The 15,167-nt window shown below is 64.0% G+C and carries 20 protein-coding genes; 8 read left to right on the plus strand and 12 right to left on the minus strand.

Annotation, left to right across the window (positions count from 1 at the left end):
* Positions 1–103 precede the first annotated feature (103 nt).
* Positions 104–1,072, plus strand: coding sequence for a helix-turn-helix domain-containing protein (locus tag IC761_RS10445; protein ID WP_195803159.1), 969 nt, complete (start codon positions 104–106; stop codon positions 1,070–1,072).
* Positions 1,073–1,082: 10 nt separating this feature from the next.
* Here the strand turns inward: IC761_RS10445 and IC761_RS10450 are convergent, their stop codons facing one another.
* The 5 genes from IC761_RS10450 to IC761_RS10470 form a co-directional block, all read right to left on the minus strand.
* Complete coding sequence (locus IC761_RS10450; protein WP_195803160.1) at positions 1,083–1,508, minus strand: hypothetical protein; 426 nt, start codon at positions 1,506–1,508, stop codon at positions 1,083–1,085.
* A 129-nt stretch (positions 1,509–1,637) separates the two neighbouring features.
* Positions 1,638–2,660 (minus strand): FUSC family protein, encoded by a 1,023-nt coding sequence (locus tag IC761_RS10455; RefSeq protein ID WP_195803161.1) that lies wholly within the window; start codon positions 2,658–2,660, stop codon positions 1,638–1,640.
* An 85-nt stretch (positions 2,661–2,745) separates the two neighbouring features.
* A complete protein-coding gene (locus IC761_RS10460) occupies positions 2,746–3,672 on the minus strand; it encodes a type 2 periplasmic-binding domain-containing protein (protein WP_195803162.1) in 927 nt (308 codons plus the stop codon).
* The gene (locus IC761_RS10465; protein ID WP_195804617.1) at positions 3,669–3,962 is read right to left on the minus strand and encodes a c-type cytochrome; all 294 of its coding nucleotides are present in this window, start codon (positions 3,960–3,962) and stop codon (positions 3,669–3,671) included. The genes IC761_RS10460 and IC761_RS10465 overlap by 4 nt, the downstream gene beginning before the upstream one ends.
* Before the next feature lie 67 nt (positions 3,963–4,029).
* Positions 4,030–5,697, minus strand: coding sequence for a methanol/ethanol family PQQ-dependent dehydrogenase (locus IC761_RS10470; RefSeq protein ID WP_195803163.1), 1,668 nt, complete (start codon positions 5,695–5,697; stop codon positions 4,030–4,032).
* A gap of 348 nt (positions 5,698–6,045) precedes the next feature.
* On the opposite strand from IC761_RS10470, the gene lanM reads away from it, so the two are divergent.
* The 4 genes from lanM (at position 6,046) to IC761_RS10490 (ending at position 7,930) form a co-directional block, all read left to right on the plus strand.
* A complete protein-coding gene (lanM, locus tag IC761_RS10475; protein WP_195803164.1) occupies positions 6,046–6,438 on the plus strand; it encodes a lanmodulin LanM in 393 nt (130 codons plus the stop codon).
* 171 nt (positions 6,439–6,609) lie between these two features.
* The gene (gene pqqA / locus IC761_RS10480; protein ID WP_008562446.1) at positions 6,610–6,690 is read left to right on the plus strand and encodes a pyrroloquinoline quinone precursor peptide PqqA; all 81 of its coding nucleotides are present in this window, start codon (positions 6,610–6,612) and stop codon (positions 6,688–6,690) included.
* A gap of 24 nt (positions 6,691–6,714) precedes the next feature.
* Positions 6,715–7,620 carry a DUF6662 family protein gene (locus IC761_RS10485; RefSeq protein ID WP_195803165.1) on the plus strand — a complete coding sequence of 302 codons (906 nt, stop codon included), beginning with the start codon at positions 6,715–6,717 and terminating at the stop codon, positions 7,618–7,620.
* Between the two features lie 100 nt (positions 7,621–7,720).
* Positions 7,721–7,930 carry a hypothetical protein gene (locus tag IC761_RS10490; protein ID WP_195803166.1) on the plus strand — a complete coding sequence of 70 codons (210 nt, stop codon included), beginning with the start codon at positions 7,721–7,723 and terminating at the stop codon, positions 7,928–7,930.
* A 7-nt stretch (positions 7,931–7,937) separates the two neighbouring features.
* On the opposite strand, the gene IC761_RS10495 is transcribed toward IC761_RS10490, so the two are convergent.
* From IC761_RS10495 to IC761_RS10510, 4 genes are read right to left on the minus strand one after another with little or no spacing between them, the layout of a single operon-like run.
* A complete protein-coding gene (locus IC761_RS10495; RefSeq protein ID WP_195803167.1) occupies positions 7,938–8,291 on the minus strand; it encodes a hypothetical protein in 354 nt (117 codons plus the stop codon).
* 46 nt (positions 8,292–8,337) lie between these two features.
* Positions 8,338–9,048, minus strand: a complete 711-nt coding sequence (locus tag IC761_RS10500) for an ABC transporter ATP-binding protein (RefSeq protein WP_195803168.1) — start codon at positions 9,046–9,048, stop codon at positions 8,338–8,340.
* Positions 9,038–9,775 carry an ABC transporter permease gene (locus tag IC761_RS10505; protein ID WP_195803169.1) on the minus strand — a complete coding sequence of 246 codons (738 nt, stop codon included), beginning with the start codon at positions 9,773–9,775 and terminating at the stop codon, positions 9,038–9,040. The genes IC761_RS10500 and IC761_RS10505 overlap by 11 nt, the downstream gene beginning before the upstream one ends.
* 1 nt (position 9,776) lies before the next feature.
* On the minus strand, positions 9,777–10,757 hold the full coding sequence (locus IC761_RS10510; protein WP_195804618.1) for an ABC transporter substrate-binding protein: 981 nt from the start codon (positions 10,755–10,757) through the stop codon (positions 9,777–9,779).
* 87 nt (positions 10,758–10,844) lie between these two features.
* Here IC761_RS10510 and IC761_RS10515 point away from each other — a divergent pair, with 87 nt between their 5' ends.
* On the plus strand, positions 10,845–11,204 hold the full coding sequence (locus tag IC761_RS10515) for a hypothetical protein (RefSeq protein ID WP_195803170.1): 360 nt from the start codon (positions 10,845–10,847) through the stop codon (positions 11,202–11,204).
* A 228-nt stretch (positions 11,205–11,432) separates the two neighbouring features.
* Here the strand turns inward: IC761_RS10515 and IC761_RS10520 are convergent, their stop codons facing one another.
* Positions 11,433–12,251 carry a quinoprotein dehydrogenase-associated SoxYZ-like carrier gene (locus IC761_RS10520; protein WP_195803171.1) on the minus strand — a complete coding sequence of 273 codons (819 nt, stop codon included), beginning with the start codon at positions 12,249–12,251 and terminating at the stop codon, positions 11,433–11,435.
* A gap of 53 nt (positions 12,252–12,304) precedes the next feature.
* Complete coding sequence (locus IC761_RS10525) at positions 12,305–13,234, minus strand: quinoprotein relay system zinc metallohydrolase 2 (protein ID WP_438265105.1); 930 nt, start codon at positions 13,232–13,234, stop codon at positions 12,305–12,307.
* 126 nt (positions 13,235–13,360) lie between these two features.
* Here IC761_RS10525 and IC761_RS10530 point away from each other — a divergent pair, with 126 nt between their 5' ends.
* Together IC761_RS10530 and IC761_RS10535 are read left to right on the plus strand one after the other, a co-directional pair.
* The gene (locus IC761_RS10530) at positions 13,361–14,242 is read left to right on the plus strand and encodes a substrate-binding domain-containing protein (RefSeq protein WP_195803173.1); all 882 of its coding nucleotides are present in this window, start codon (positions 13,361–13,363) and stop codon (positions 14,240–14,242) included.
* On the plus strand, positions 14,239–14,796 hold the full coding sequence (locus tag IC761_RS10535) for a PQQ-dependent catabolism-associated CXXCW motif protein (protein ID WP_195803174.1): 558 nt from the start codon (positions 14,239–14,241) through the stop codon (positions 14,794–14,796). The genes IC761_RS10530 and IC761_RS10535 overlap by 4 nt, the downstream gene beginning before the upstream one ends.
* A 3-nt stretch (positions 14,797–14,799) precedes the next feature.
* Here the strand turns inward: IC761_RS10535 and IC761_RS10540 are convergent, their stop codons facing one another.
* Positions 14,800–15,099 (minus strand): copper-binding protein, encoded by a 300-nt coding sequence (locus tag IC761_RS10540; RefSeq protein WP_195803175.1) that lies wholly within the window; start codon positions 15,097–15,099, stop codon positions 14,800–14,802.
* Positions 15,100–15,167: the final 68 nt, after the last annotated feature.

The following is a 15,167-nucleotide window of genomic DNA, read 5'->3' on the forward strand; positions in this document are numbered from 1 at the left end:
ACCACCCAAATTTGAGGTAAACGTCACGCAATCACGGCCGAGGCTCCAGCAGCGCTGGTCGCGATTCGCATCGAATCCCCGGGTAACACCAGTGGCTGGATTAATGTCCGACACAATTCACACGCTCTCGACGACGGGACTGACGCCGAGGCGGCAGATCCAGAGCTGGGTCGACGGGCTGACGAGCCTGTGCGGCCATTTCGACGTCGATCCGCTGGAGGCGTCCTCGCTCGAAGGACGCATCGATTACACCACCGTGTCGCGGTTGAAGCTCTGCCAGATCGAGGTGAGTCAGCATCGCATCGCGCACACGCTGGCGCGTGCCAAGGCCAATGAACACCCGTACATCAAGATTCACTTCCAGACTTATGGCGTGTCCTATTTCGAGCAGGAAGGCCGCCACATCGAACTGAACCCCGGCGACATCATCGCCTACGACGTCTCCTGCCCGCACTCGATCATCAGCCCTGCCTTCACCCGCCACGACGTGGTGATCGTGCCGAAGGCGCTGCTGCGCGACCGCGGTTTCCCGTCGCAACGGATGCCGGCTTGCAAATTGTCGGCGCGCACAGGCACGGGACGCATTGCTCATGACTTCGTCCACGCCACGTTCGACGAGGCGGCAAAACTGTCGGCCAACAGCGCGGTCGGCGTCGCCGATTCGCTGATCGACCTGCTGCTGCTGCCGCTGCGCGAAGCCGATACGATGTTCGATCGCGTCGGGCCCGAGGCGATGTATGTGCGTGCGCAGTTCTTCATCCGCGAGCATCTGCGCGATCCGGATCTGTGCATCGATCAGATCTCTGCCGAGCTCGGCTGCTCCAAGCGCTATCTGCACATGCTGTTCTCGGAGCGCGGCACCACGGTGAGCGACTACATCTGGCAGGCGCGCTTGCAGAATTGCCGCCAGGAGCTCGAGGCCCACGCCGGCAAGACCATCACCGACGTCGCGTTCTCCTGGGGCTTCTCCAGCTCATCGCATTTCAGCCGCGTGTTCCGGAAATATTTCGGCGTGGTGCCGTCCTCGATCCACAAGGCACAGCAGGGCACTGTCGTCGCGGACGAGAACTAGGCGGGCCTCCTTACGTCGACATGGCAACGTAGGGAATGCTGGCCACGAGAGCGGCGACGAGCGCCGCGTTGCAGAGCATTCCGCTCCAGTGCAATCGACGCAGCCGCCGCACGGCGTCCGCATCGCCTGCGTCCCTGGCGCTCAGCTGGTCATCCATCCGTTTCATGAACCACCCGCGTCCCCAGATCGCGAGGGACGCAATCAGGCCAATGCCGATGGCGAAGAGCGGCCGACCTGCGACGAGGAAAGCCACCGTCGCAAGGACTCCGGTCGCACCTATCATTCTGAACTGGATGTTGAACATCCCGCGCAGCAGCTGCGTAACCGGCGGGATATCGAGCTTCACAAGCAGGAAGGCGGGCGAGGCCAGCAAAAAATAGCCCATCGGAAAGAGCAGGATGACCAGGGCGGCCACGGCAACGGCATCGGGTCTCATGCGATCGGCCTTTCTCGTCCGGAGCGGTGAGGGCCTCCGGCAGCAGCGCATGATCATAGCCGGCAAATGGCGTTCCGACACTAGGCTTTGGTCGGACGCGGGACCGCGAGCGGGCCAACGCCTCCCGTATCACGCCGACGACCGGTCCTTCCGGATCATGCGTTGCCAGACGATGTCGGTCAGGGCCACCGCAATGAGACCGAACGCGCCGCCGGTGATCACATTGGCGACGCGCTCCTCCGCAATCCCGCTGGCGCCGCCGGCAAAGGAGGCGGCGAGTGCGATGAAGAAGCAGCGCAGACCGAAGCCGACGATGTAACGGGAGAACGAGATCAGCGTGAGCGTGGCCGCGAGAACGGCGAGCGCATAGCCGGCGCGGTTCTGCGGCAGCGCGAGGCCGGCGAGGAAGCCTAAGGGCACACCGACGCACGCGCCGATGGCGCGCTGCTTCAGCTTGTCGGTGGATGCGGAGAGATCGCCGACCACGACGCTCGCGGCCGACCACATCACCCATTGCCCCTGCGCGAGATCCAGGACCTCGACCAGTGCGGCTGCGGCGAACACCGCCATGGCGGTGGCCGCTGCGGGGAGAAACCATTCGGCCGCAGGCGGTCCGAACGAGCTCACTGCCGCCTTGCCGCGTCGCTGATCGTAGATCTGGATGCCGCAGACCAGCGCCAGCGCGACCGGGGAGGACACGATGATCATGCCGGCATGACGCAGCGCTTCCGCGGCGCCCACGCCCTCCCGCACTTCGCAGGCGAGATAGACGGCGGCGATGAATACCCAATTGCCAAGCGTGCGAAAGTGTTCGCCGTAGCGCGTCACCGCCACCGCGAGGAAGCCGGCGAGCGCCGTCAGCAGCACGAAGAGTGGCTTGATCGGGGCAGCGAAGAAGAGCGTGGCGAAGGTGATGAGGATCGCAAGGTAGTGCCACGCGACCACCTTCGTCGCCAGGTGCAGCCGCAGCGCGGGAATCAACAGCGACACTGCGACCAGCCCCAGGTTCAGGAGCGCCGTTTCGCGCGAGATGAAATAGGCCGCCACGAACGGCCCGACGACAAGCAGCGCGCGCAGCAGTTCGCTGGCCTTGACCTCGCGGGAGATGAGATCGCGGAGGCCTGCGGCGGGCGGTATGGTAGGGGCGTTCATAGAGCACCGTACGGTCGCACGAAAACGTGGCATCATACGGTTCCTGGTACGGCAAGGCCAGCGAACGGCGGTGCGTACGACCGCCTCACCGTTGCATGATCTGCTTCCACACGTCGCCCAGGATCGCAGGCTCGCGCGGCGGCAGATAAGTCAGGCCGGCCTGCTTGCCGTATTCGGCGATCTTGCCTTCCGCAGCGAGCTCCCCGAGCGCCTTGTTGACGGCCTCGATCAGCGCAGGGTCATTCGCAAGCCCGACATAACCGCGATTGGCCCCGATCGGATAATAATAGCCGGAGGCGGTGATGGCGGTGTCGGGATGTGCCGTGCGATGGGCGTCGAAGCGGGCGAGATCGATCAGCGTTGCGTCATACTCGCCGCGGTCGAGCGCGCCGAGCAGATCGTCGCGGCCGGGGACGAGATGGGTGATGCTGTCGATCAGCCGCCCCTTGTCGAAGTTCATCAAGACGGCGTCACCAAGCGAACCGCTTTCGATCGCGAGCTGCAGGCCGGCGAGATCGCCGATGTCGCCGATCTTGCGGTCGCGCGCCTTCGGCCCGAGCACGATCGTCATCGGCGAATAGACGTAAGGCGCGCTCGGTGCGAGCACGCCGAGCGCGACGCGGCGCCGCCGGTCGTCGCGCGTTGCGCCTGCGAAATCCGGCAGGCGCGCCGTCTTCATGCCGGGTGCGACGAGGGAATCCGTCGTCAGTGCATAGCCGCCGACGAACGAGCAGCGACGATCGGAGAGCAGCGCGTTGGCCTCGAGCTGCGGGCTCGAGTCCTCGTCCAGCTTGCTCTCGAACCACTGGATTTTCAGCGGCCGTCCCAGCCGGTCTGCGATCGCCTGTGCGAGCAGCACATCGAAGCCCGCGTCGGGCTTGCCGCGGTGATGCACCGACAGCGGCGGCCGGTCCTCGTCGAGACAGATGCTCAACGGATCGGCCGCGCGCGCGGTCGTTGCCAGCGAGGTCAGCATTGCAGCGAGACCCAGCGCCGCCAGCCGGCACCTCATGGCTTCCTCCGGCTCGAGATGAAGGCCCAGAGATCGCCGATCTCGTCGTCGTTGAGGACGTCGCCCCAGGGCGGCATCTTGTTGTTCTTGCCGTTCTTCACCGTGGTGACGAAGCGCGTCTTGTCGTCGGGAAAGGCGCGCAAATCCGGCGTGATGGTCCCCGAATTGACCATGTTGGGGCCGTGGCAGTGCGAACACTTCTGGGCGTAGGTCATTTTGCCGTGGTCGATCGGGGAATTGGCGTTCTGCTCCTGCGCGATGCCGGCGGCCGCAAAGACCGCGACAGCCATCACCGCGACGGCGGCGAACGCCGCCGCCGTCCTGAAGGTTGATGTCCTGGGCACGCGGTACCTGCGATCACTGCTTGACGGCAAACACCCACAGCGAACCGCCCGCGGGCACGTTCGCAAGCCGTTCGTCACCCGAGAAGATCGAGTAGACGCCGCCGTAACCGCTGGTGACGGCGATATATTGCACGCCGTCCTGCTGCCAGGTGACAGGCTGTCCCTCGATGCCCGAGCCGGTCTGGAACTGCCAGAGCTTCTTGCCGGTGTCGGCGTCGAAGGCCTCGAACTCGCCGGTCAGCGCGCCGGTGAAGACGACGCCGCCCGCTGTCGACAGCACGCCGGAGAAGCGCGGAATGTCGCTCGGCGCTTCCCATTTCGCCTTGCCTGTCAGCGGATCGATGGCCTTGAGATGACCACGTGGTCCGTCGGTCCACTCCCACAGATCGGTCAAGTCCATGCCGAGGTACCATTCGCCGGCCTTGTAGGTCGCCGGTTCCGTCTTGTAGTGTCCGCCGAACGCAAGGGTGTTGGCGTAGGCCAGCCCCGTCTGCGGATTGAACGACATCGGTTCCCAGTTCTTCCCGCCCAGCAACGATGGGAAGACGACCACCTTCTTGCCATCACGGGCATCCTTGCTGACGTCGGTCTCGATCGGACGACCCGACTTCATGTCGATGCCGGTGGCCCAGTTCACCTTCACGTACGGATTGGCCGCGAGCAGCTTGCCGTCGGTGCGATCGAGCACGTAGAAGAAGCCGTTGCGGTTGGCGTCCATCAGCACCTTGGTCGGCTTGCCCTCGACATTCATGTCGGCGAGGACCATCTCGGCCACCGAGTCATAGTCGAACGGATTGTTCGGCGAGAACTGGTAATGCCACTTGATCTTGCCGGTCTTGGGATCCATCGCCAGCACGGAGCAGGTGTAGAGATTGTCGCCGGGACGCACCGCCGAATTGAATGGGCCGGGATTGCCGATGCCCCAATAGACCGTGTTCAGCTCGGGATCGTAGGAACCCGTGATCCAGGTCGAGCCGCCGCCGAGCTTCCAGGTGTCGCCCTTCCAGGTGTCGCCGCCGGGCTCGTCCGGCGAGGGGATCGAATGCGTGCGCCAGAGATGCTTGCCCGTTGCCGGATCCCAGCCGTCGATGAAGCCGCGGGTGCCGAACTCGGCGCCGGAAATGCCGGTGATGACGACGCCGTCGGCGACCAGCGGGGCCACCGTCATCGAGTAGCCTTCCTTGATGTCGGCCACCTTCTGCCGCCACAGCTCCTTGCCGTCCTTGGCGTCGAGCGCAATCACGTTGGCGTCGAGCGTGGTGCGGAAGAGCTTGCCATCGTAGAGCGCGGCGCCGCGATTGATGATGCCGCAGCAGACGATGCGCGGCGTCTCGGCCGGATATTCGATCTTGCTCTTCCAGATCTGCTTGCCGGTCTTGGCGTCGACCGCCATGGTCGCGTTGTGCGAGGTCACGTAGATCACACCCTGGTACACCAGCGGCTGCGATTCCTCGCTGCGATCGTCGTTGAAGGAGTAGTTCCAGACCGGGACGAGGTTCTTGATGGTGTCCTTGTTGATCTGGTTCAGCGTTGAGAAGCGCTGGAGATTGTAGCCCATCCCGTAGTTGAGAACGTTCGACGTGTCGGTCGCACCCTTGACCAGTTGCTCGGTGGTCTGAGCGTTTGCATACGTCGATGCAACCAGCATGACGAGGCTCGCGGCCATCGCAAAGCGTTTCATCCGTTCCTCCCAATATGCGCGCCTTTTGACGCTGCGATTGCAACACTCGGCCCGAAAGCAAAACCCGTCAATACGAAAGTCGAAAGCGCGTTGCCGATATGTTGGACGCCAGATGCCAGGCTTCGTTCGGTAATTCCCGAGAGAATTTGCGCGTCTTGCGCGAATGCGCTGCACCAATTTCCACGGCGCGAAGATTGGTCCGGGACGCTGTGAGAGCAGAACGCCCGTGCGGCCGAGTTCCCGTTGTTGAGCGGTGATCCGCGACTCCACGCTTGAACCGCGACGCGATTGTGGACTTATGTTCTCTCTTCCCCGTTCGAATCGGGGCTCTTGCTCAGGGAGGTTTTGATGATATCGCGCCGTTCCATTGCGCTGTCGTTGCCGATTGCCTTGCTCGCCGGTCCGGCTTGGTCTGCCTCCGGCAGTGCCGTCAAGATGTTCGATACCGACAATGACGGCACGCTCGATCTCGTCGAGGTGAAGAAGGCGGCGGCCGCGCTGTTCGCCAAGCTCGATCCGGACCATGACGGCACGCTCGACGTGCGCGAGTTGCGCGGACGGTTGACGGCGAAGGAACTCGCGGCCGCCGATCCCGATCACGACGGAACGCTCACGCTCGAGGAATATCTCGCGGTGGTGGAGCAGCGTTTCAACGCGGCGAATCCCGACAAGGACGGAACGCTCGACGCGAAGGAGTTGAATTCGCGTGCGGGCCGTGCGTTGCTGCGTTTGTTGCGATGAGAAACACATCGTTTGACTGGGAGCGAAGGCGATTTGCCCGAGAGGGAACTGCGCGCGTACAACACGCTCGATCGCTGCGTCAGACGCTTGATTCCAGGCTTGCACTGCGTGTGACGCAGCCCTAGGTTTTGCCCGGCGCGATGTCGCGCTCAATACCTTGGGAGACCCCGAATGGCTTGGAAAGCTCCGAAGATCGTGGAAGTGCCGGTCGGCATGGAAATCAACATGTACGCCTGCGCTTCGCGCAAGTAAGACTGACGACCTGCCGCGGCTTCGGTGGCGAATGCCATCGAAGCCGTGGTAGTGTTCGTGATGCGCATTGGTGCTCACACGATTTGGACGGCGGCCGCGTGCACGCTTGTGCTCGCACCGGTATGCGTCAGCGCCGAAGAGGGTTTCGATACTGAGCACATCTTCGGCTTCATGATCGGCAGCGACGTCGGCAATCCCGGCGAGCGCGAATTCCAGAGCCAGACGACGGGACGTTTCGGCAAGGGTGGCGGCACCTATCGTGCCATAGGCCAGGAGGTTGAGATCGAAATCGTGCCGCTGCCGAATTTTCGCATCGAGGTCGGCGGCGCCACCACGTTGCACGACATCACCGGCGTCCCTGATATCGACGATCGCCGCCAGCTCAACTTTCAGGGCGCCTCGCTCGATCTGCGTTATCGCCTGCTCGACCGGGAGCGCGCCCCGTTCGGCATGACCATCGCCGCCGAGTCTCATGGCGATCGCATCGACGAGATCAGCGGCGCCAAGGGGCGGATGTATGGCACCGACTTCACGCTCGCTTTCGACCGCGAACTCGCCCCGAACCTCGTCATCGGCGCCCTCAACCTGGTCTATCAGCCTGAATGGGCGCGCTTCGAGGCGACGGGGCTGTCGGAGAAGAGCTCAACCATCGGCGTCGCCTTCGCCGGCATGGTGCGCCTGCGCCCCGATGTCCTGCTCGGCAGTGAAGTGCGCTACTTCCGCCAGTATGAAGGCATCGGTCTCGGCGAGCTTTCGGGGCAGGCCCTGTTCGTCGGCCCGACAGCGTATTTCCAGCTCTCCGAGAGCTCGCGGCTGACGCTGAGCTGGAGCATGCAGGCCTGGGGGCGTCCAGCCGGAACAGCCGCCAATCTCGACCTCGTCAATTTCGAACGGCATCAGGCACGGCTGGTGTTCGGCGTGAACTTCTAGGCGTTCTTCCCGATCCCTCACGCCGGATTGAAACTTCCCGCTGCTCGGAACGTATTCCCTTATGCTAATCTCCAGCGCGCCCCTGCGTGAGGATCCCGGCATGAACCCGATCGACCTGGTGGTGACTGTGTGTGCGGTGCTCGCGCCTGCGACCTGCGAAGAGCAGCATCTTGTGTTCAACTACGCGGGATCACCGACGCAATGCGCGATGGCCGCGCCGCCCTACATCGCGCAATGGGTCGGCGAGCATCCGAAATGGCAGGCGGTGCGGTGGCGCTGCGAATATCCGCACCCGAACGACAAGGCGTGACGCGCGACTACTTGGTGCAGTCCTTCAGATCCTTGTCGGCGATCGAGAACACCGCATCCGCCTTGATCTCGATATCGCGCACGATGCATTGCCTTGAGTTCGGATAGCTGACCTTGGCGTCGTAGCGGCCGGGCTCGATGCCGGTAATGCGCAGCCGCTCGTCGTGGTCGACCTCCTTGTCCTTGTCGTTCAGGCACTGGTTCGCGCCCCAGTCGGTCTTGCCGGCGGGCGCGAGCTGGAAGCCCGAGATCGTCTCGCTCGTCAAATTCCAGAGCCGGATGCCCTTGCCCTTGGTCTGCGCGAGCGCCGCGCCCGGCATCGCGACCAACAGGATGCCGATCGCAATCAGCTGACGGCGCATGGTAGACCTCCCGCAACAATCGTTTGGTGCAATTGACCACGAGTTGTTATTTCGATTCAAGCTGCAACGCCGCGAGCTCAGCTCGGATCCTGCCGAGCTCGGCCTCGCCGCGCTCCGCGCGCGGAATTGGGATCGGCACCTCCTGAATGACGCGTGCCGGCCGCGGCGACAGGACAAACAGGCGGTCGCCGAGGCGGATGGCGTCGTCAAGATTGTGCGTGACGAGCAAAGTGATCGCGGAACGGTTTGCCACCAGCGCAGCGATCTCGTCGCGCAGGCGGCTGGCGAGCGCGTCGTCCAACGAGGCGAGGGGTTCGTCGAGCACCAGCAGATCGGGCTCGACCGCAAACGCACGAGCGAGTGCGACGCGCCGGGCGAGACCCAATGACAGTTCGCCGGGGAAGTGGCTGCGATGTGCGTCAAGCTCCAGAATCTTGAACAACTCGCTGAGCTTCGCATCGTTTGCATCGGGCGCCGCGAGGCGCACGTTCTGCTCGACCGAGCGCCACGGCAAGAGCCGCGGCTCCTGGAACACCATGCCGACCCGCGCCTCAGGCGGGCGCGCTACATAGCCCTCGAAATCGCGGTCGAGCCCGAGGATGATGCGCAGCATCGTGCTCTTGCCGCAGCCGGACGGGCCGATGAGAACGCCGACCTCGCCCGACTGAAGCGCGAATTTGATCGGCGCCAGCACCTCGTGCGTTCCGCCCGCAGCGCTCCTGAAGGTCTTGCCAAAAATATCGACATCAAGCCGCACGGGGCCGCCACCGTGTTGCGCGGGCCTCGAACGGCTGCACCAGCGCGGTCTCGATCACGAGGACAACGGCGGCAAAGGTCAGCGAATAGGCGAGCAGCCGCGGTGTGTCGAACAGCTGGAAGGCGACCCCGATCTCGAAGCCGACGCCGTTCGGCCGTCCCAGCAGTTCGGCGACCAGCACGATCTTCCACACCAGCGACAGGCCCGAACGGGCGGCGGCCGCGATATAGGGTGCGAGCTGGGGCAGGACGACATGGCGGAACGCGCGCCAGCGCGGCATCGCGAATACGGTTGCCATTTCATCAAGTGAACGGTCGAGCGCGCGGGTGCCCTCGCGCAAGGTGACGACGGCGGTCGGCAGCTTGTTGATCGCGATCGCCGCGATGGCGGCAGCTTCGGTCAGTCCTGCCCAGATATAGGCAAGCACGATCACGACCAGTGCCGGCAGGTTCAGGAGCAGGATCAGCCAGGGATCGCCGAGCCGGTCGGCGAGCTTCACCCGACCCATCAAATAGCCGATGGCGCTGCCGAGCGACATCGCCAGCACGAAGGACAACGCGACGCGGGCGAGCGTGGCGCTGAGATGCAGAAACAGCGCACCGCTCGCGGCTTCCGCGATCATCACGTTGAGCACGACCGGCGGGGAGGGCAGTTTTGCGCCGCCGACGAACAGAGCGGCGGTCCACCAGACCGCGAGAAACAGGGCGAACGAGAGCAGACGCAGCACCTCAATCTCCGCCGCCGGCGTGATAGAACGTGCCAGGATCGAGTTCGGACGCCGGCCCGACCAGGTCGCGGCCGCCGATTTCGGCCAGCACGCGATAGAGTATGCGCGCATCCGCCTCCTCATCGGTGATGCTCCGGCGCGGAATGCCGTCGCGATAACGGTCGCGATAGGTCTTGAGCAGGACCGGATCGGTCGTGCCGGTGAGCGGGGCGATCTTGTCCCAGGCCGCATCCGAGGTGACCAGCAACTGCTTGGATTTGCGGGTCATGGCGATGAAACGCGCCACCGCGTCGCGATGGCTCGCGGCCCAGCTCTCGTCGAAGACATAGCCGACCGCGGACACCGCGCCCTTGGCCCCCAGCTTCGGCAAGATCTCCTCGATGCCGGCGAGGCGTCGAAAACCCTTGGCTTCAAGCTGGGCGCAGAAATTCCAGAAGTTGAGGCTCGCATCCATCTCGCCGTCGAGCGCCTTGGCGGCGATCAGCGGTGGCGCGCCATAGACGATGGTCGCCTCCGATTTCAGGTCGATGCCGTCCTGCTTCATCCGCGCCTGCAGCAGCAGCCAGCTCTTGTCGATGGGACCGCCGCCGACCGCGAGCTTGCGGCCCTTGAGATCAGCAAGTGTCTTGATCGGCGATGAGGCCTGCACCATCACGGCGCCAAGCGCGCTGGAATAGGGATAGAAGGTCAGCTTGGCGCCGAGCGCGCGCTCGCGCGACACCCACAGCCAATCCGACAGCATGATGTCGGCATTGCCGGCGCGAAGCGCGATCTTGCCGGCTTCGGGGCTCGCAAGCTCGCTGACTTCCAGCGACAGGTCGGCCTCCTTGTCGAGGCCGGCGCCGCGGATCGTCGCCAGTTCCCAGGAGAATGTGCCGGTTTTCTGCACCGCGAGGCGGATCGTATCCGCAGCGTGGCCGGTTGTGATGAGTGTCAGTGCCAGCGTCGCCGCAAGCGCCCATGTTCGACCGAGAAGTTTCATCACCTTGTGAGCCGTTTCCTCGAAGGGAGTGCTTTTCAGGACAATACGCATAGCATAGCTTTCATCGCAACCAGCGGGAGGACGCTCATGGGTGTTGCGGGACAGGGACTGCCGATTGTCGCCGCATTGGCATTGTGGGCTGCGACCGCTTGCGTGGCGCGCGCCGAGGACGCCAATGATTACCCGACTTCCGCGCGGGCCGAATATGTCTATGGCTGCATGAAGGCCAATGGCGAAACGCGGCAGTCGATTGAGCAATGTTCCTGCTCGATCGATGTGGTCGCCTCGATCGTGTCCTACGAGCGCTACGTGACTGCCGAGACAGCGCTCAGCATGTCTCAGGTCCGCGGGAATCTCGGTGTCCAGTTCCGCACGTCGGAGCAGGCAAATTCGGCGGTGAATGATCTGCGCCGCGCGCAGGCCGAGGCTGAGGTGAGGTGTTTCTAGTATAGCTGCGCAGGCGGTGCCTTCTTCCTTCTCCCCTTGTGGGAGAAGGTGGCGTAGGCGGCCTTCGGCCGCCGTTCTTGAGAACGCCGAAGCGAAGCTTCGGCTATGGCGCCGGATGAGGGGTATCTCACCGCGCGCTCGTGTGTGGAGAGATACCCCTCACCCGTCTCGCTGCTTACGCAGCGATCCAACCTCTCCCACAAGGGGGAGAGGGTAAGAAAGCGCCCCTCACGTCCCCGGCTTCTCCACGTCCCACTCGTTGCGGAACACGTGCCCGTCCGTGTCCTTGGCTTCCGCACGGAAGCGCTTGGCGCCATTGGACACATAGGTGAAGCGCAGGTTGGGATCTTCCGAGATCGAGATGCCGCCTTCCATCGACAGCACCGGGCTGTCATCCTGCGTCAGCTTGAGCTGGTTGACGAAGAAGGCGGGAATATAGAGCTGGGTGACCTGATCCATCTGGAGGCCGGAATTGTTGGGATGGCCGATCATGATCTGCGCCTCGCGAACGCGGCTTGCGGGCGCCTCCTCGCGCGCGAATTGCCGGTAGCGCATCTGGCCGAGACGATTGCGGGCTTCCTCGGCATTCTTTGCTGCTGGCGCCGAGCAGCCGCCGGAGGCCTTCACATAGGTCTTGGCGACGTAGAGCTGGCCGTCGCTGAGCTCGGCGACGGCATGCACGTCGGTATAATTGTTGACGCGTACGCGCGTGGAGATCTCGGTGACATTGGCGTCCGGCCCGAGCTCGAACTTCGCCGCCATCGGCGCGGGGTTGCGGTCGATCACCAGCGTGATCGACCGGATGCGGCGGCTATCCGCGGGCGAGAGCTTGCTGCGCAGCGCCACGGGCACGATTGCCGCGTCCTCGGCGCGATAGGGCATCTCGATGCCGATGATGTCGGCACCATCGTTCATCGGACGGCTGTTGAAGATGTCCTGCACCAAGCCCGGCCAGGGATCATAGGCCTCTTCGGCGCGCGCGGGCGCTGCGAAGGCGATGCCGGCGAGCGCGGCGATCAAGGTCAGGCGGCGAGCGTATCCGATCATGGTCGTGGTCCCGCGCGGACGAAGCAGTCGTTGGGCCGAGCGTAGCGCGCTTGCTACTCCCATTCAATTTCCGAAAATGCTGCGGTTGCGTTGCGGGCGTTGTAATCGTCGAACAGTTCCCAATGAGGCCGTTCCGATCCGGCCGCCTTGTCCGCCGCTGCCCGAATCGATTCGCCCTTCTTGTTCAACGCGCGGACGTCGGACAGCAGGGTCGTGAGATAACGCCGTTCATCCGCGAGTGCAGCGGGCCAATCGCTCACAGGCCCGTGACCGGGGATGACGCGAGTGGCTGGAATCGTCTCGAGTTCCTTGAGCAAATCCAGCCAGCCGCGCAGGCTGCCGTCCATCACCGGGATGTGGCGGAGAAAGACGAGATCGCCTGCGAACAACGTCTTCGTCGTCTCGTCGAACACGGTCAGATCGTTGTCGCTGTGGGCGGCCGGCCAGGCCCGCAAGGTGAGCCGGCGCGATCCGAGGTCGAGCGTCAGCGTATCCGCGACGAGCAGTGTGGGCGGCACGATCTTCACGGGATCGATCAATTCGCCACCCATGATGCGCCTGAAATTGTCGAGATAGTACGGCCCGCGCGTTGCCAGCGCCTGCGGCAGCTTGCTGTGGCCGACGAAGCTGGTTCCCTCTGCCACGAAGGCGGCGTTGCCGAAGACATGATCGGGATGGCCGTGGGTGTTGATGACATAGCGGATCGGCTTGGTCGTGTGGGCCCGTAAGGCCGCGAGCAGCGCCTCGCCCTCGCGAAGGCTGCCGCCGGTGTCGATCACGGCCACCGCATCCTCGCCGACGATGAAGCCGACATTGGCGATGTCGCCCTCGTTCTTGCGGGTCATCAGCGCAATGGCCCCGGAGTGTAGGAAGATTCCCGGTGCGACTTCGCTCACAGGCAATTCGGTCGCCCCGGCGCGTGCTAGCGTCGCCAGTCCCAGCAGGGACAAGGCCGCGATCTGTGACGCGAGATGAGACACCACTTTTCCGCCTCAGTTCAGGGTTGTTCGCATTGCACTGCAACAGGACAAGCCAACGCAAAGTTTGGCAAACAGGGTGCGTCCATGCGTTGCATGGATAGCATTCGAAGGAAACGAGGAGGAAGCGCGATGACGGAGGCCGGACGACATCGTCGCTGGTTGTTTCTGCTGTGTGTGATGGCGGCGTCTGGTGCGATCGGCGATGTCGCCGTGGCGCAGACGAATGAGAGTGGCGATCTCTCGTTCGAGCTGGTCGACCCAAAGGTGCTGCGTGTCTGCGCCGACCCGCGCAATCTGCCGTTCTCGAGTGAAAAGGGCGAAGGTTTCGAGAACAAGCTCGCCGAGCTGTTCGCGGACAAGCTTGGCAAGAAGCTCGACTACGTCTTCTTCCCGCAGGCAACCGGCTTCGTGCGGATGACGCTGGGTGCGCATCGCTGCGACGTCATCATGGGCTTTCCGCAAGGCGACGATCTCGTGCAGGGCACCAATCCCTATTACCGCACCACCTATGCGCTGGTCGCGAAGGCCGGCAGCGGGCTCGAGGATGTCGATACGCTCGAAGACGCACGACTCAAGGGCAAGCATGTCGGCATCGTCGCCGGCACGCCGCCAGCGACCAACATGGCGATCGCCGGCCTGATGGGCGACGCAAAGCCCTATCCGCTGATGATCGACACGCGCTACGACAATTCGGCGCAAGCCATGATCGACGACCTCACTGCCGGCAAGATCGACGCGGGCGTGCTGTGGGGCCCGATGGCCGGCTTTTATGCGAAGAAGGCCGGCTCGCTGCATGTCACGCCGCTGGTGAAGGAGACCTCCGGGCCGAAACTTGTCTATCGGATCGGTATGGGCGTGCGCCCGGCCGACCAGAACTGGAAGCGGCAGCTCAACAAGCTCATTCAGGAGAACCAGGGCGAGATCAACAAGATCCTGCTCGACTTCGGCGTGCCGCTATTGGACGAGAACGACCGGCCGCTCGGCGCGGAGACGGCCAAGAAGGCGCCATGAGGCGGCGTCTCGCTGCTGCGCTCGTCGCCGCCATGCTGGCCGCGCCGGCGTCCGCGCAGCAGCAGGAGCCGTTCGAGCCGGAGGGTTTTCGCTCCGACAATTACCGCGCGCCGGTGCCGGCGACGCTGGAAGGCGCGCGCGTGCTCACGACGGCGGAGGCGGAGGCGATCTGGCGCGCGAAAAGCGCTGCCTTCATCGATGTGTTGCCGCGCCCGCCGAAGCCCAAGAACCTTCCCGAAGGCACGGTGTGGCGCGATGCGCCACGCAAGAACATTCCGGGCAGCCTATGGCTGCCGGATACCGGCTACGGCGCGCTGCCGCCTGCGATGGCCGATTATTTCCAGCGCGGCCTCATGCGCGCGTCGCATGGCGACAAGGCCGCGCTGCTGGTGATCTATTGTCTGGCCGACTGCTGGATGTCGTGGAACGCCGCCAAGCGCGCGCTGGCTTACGGCTATTCCAACATCGCCTGGTATCCCGACGGCACCGATGGCTGGGAGCGCGCAAAGCTACCGACCGAAGATGCGCAGCCGGAGCCACGGCCTGATCAGTAGGCGTTACTGCTTCTGCAGCTTCGTCAGCGTGCCTGTGCCGTCGGTGTCGGTCGCGGTGTAGCTCACCCTGTCGCCGGCATGGACGGCATCCAGCATCGCGGCGTCCTTGGCCTTGTACTGTTGGAGCGCACCGGCGCCGCCGGCACTGCCGCCGACCGTGCCCTTCTGCGTCTGCTGGATCGAGATCGTGTTGTTGAGCCGATCGATCCTTGTGACCATTCCGGTCATGTCGTCGGCGAATGCGCTGGACGCGATCATGGTGAGGACCGCAGCGCCTGCGAGGATCAATTTTGTGGTTCCCATCGAAGCCTCCCGGCGTCTTGGATTCACATCGACAAGCCATCCTAGAGCGATTTGGTTCCGGCAGATAG

It is taken from the genome of Bradyrhizobium commune, assembly GCF_015624505.1.
Lineage (GTDB): Bacteria > Pseudomonadota > Alphaproteobacteria > Rhizobiales > Xanthobacteraceae > Bradyrhizobium > Bradyrhizobium commune.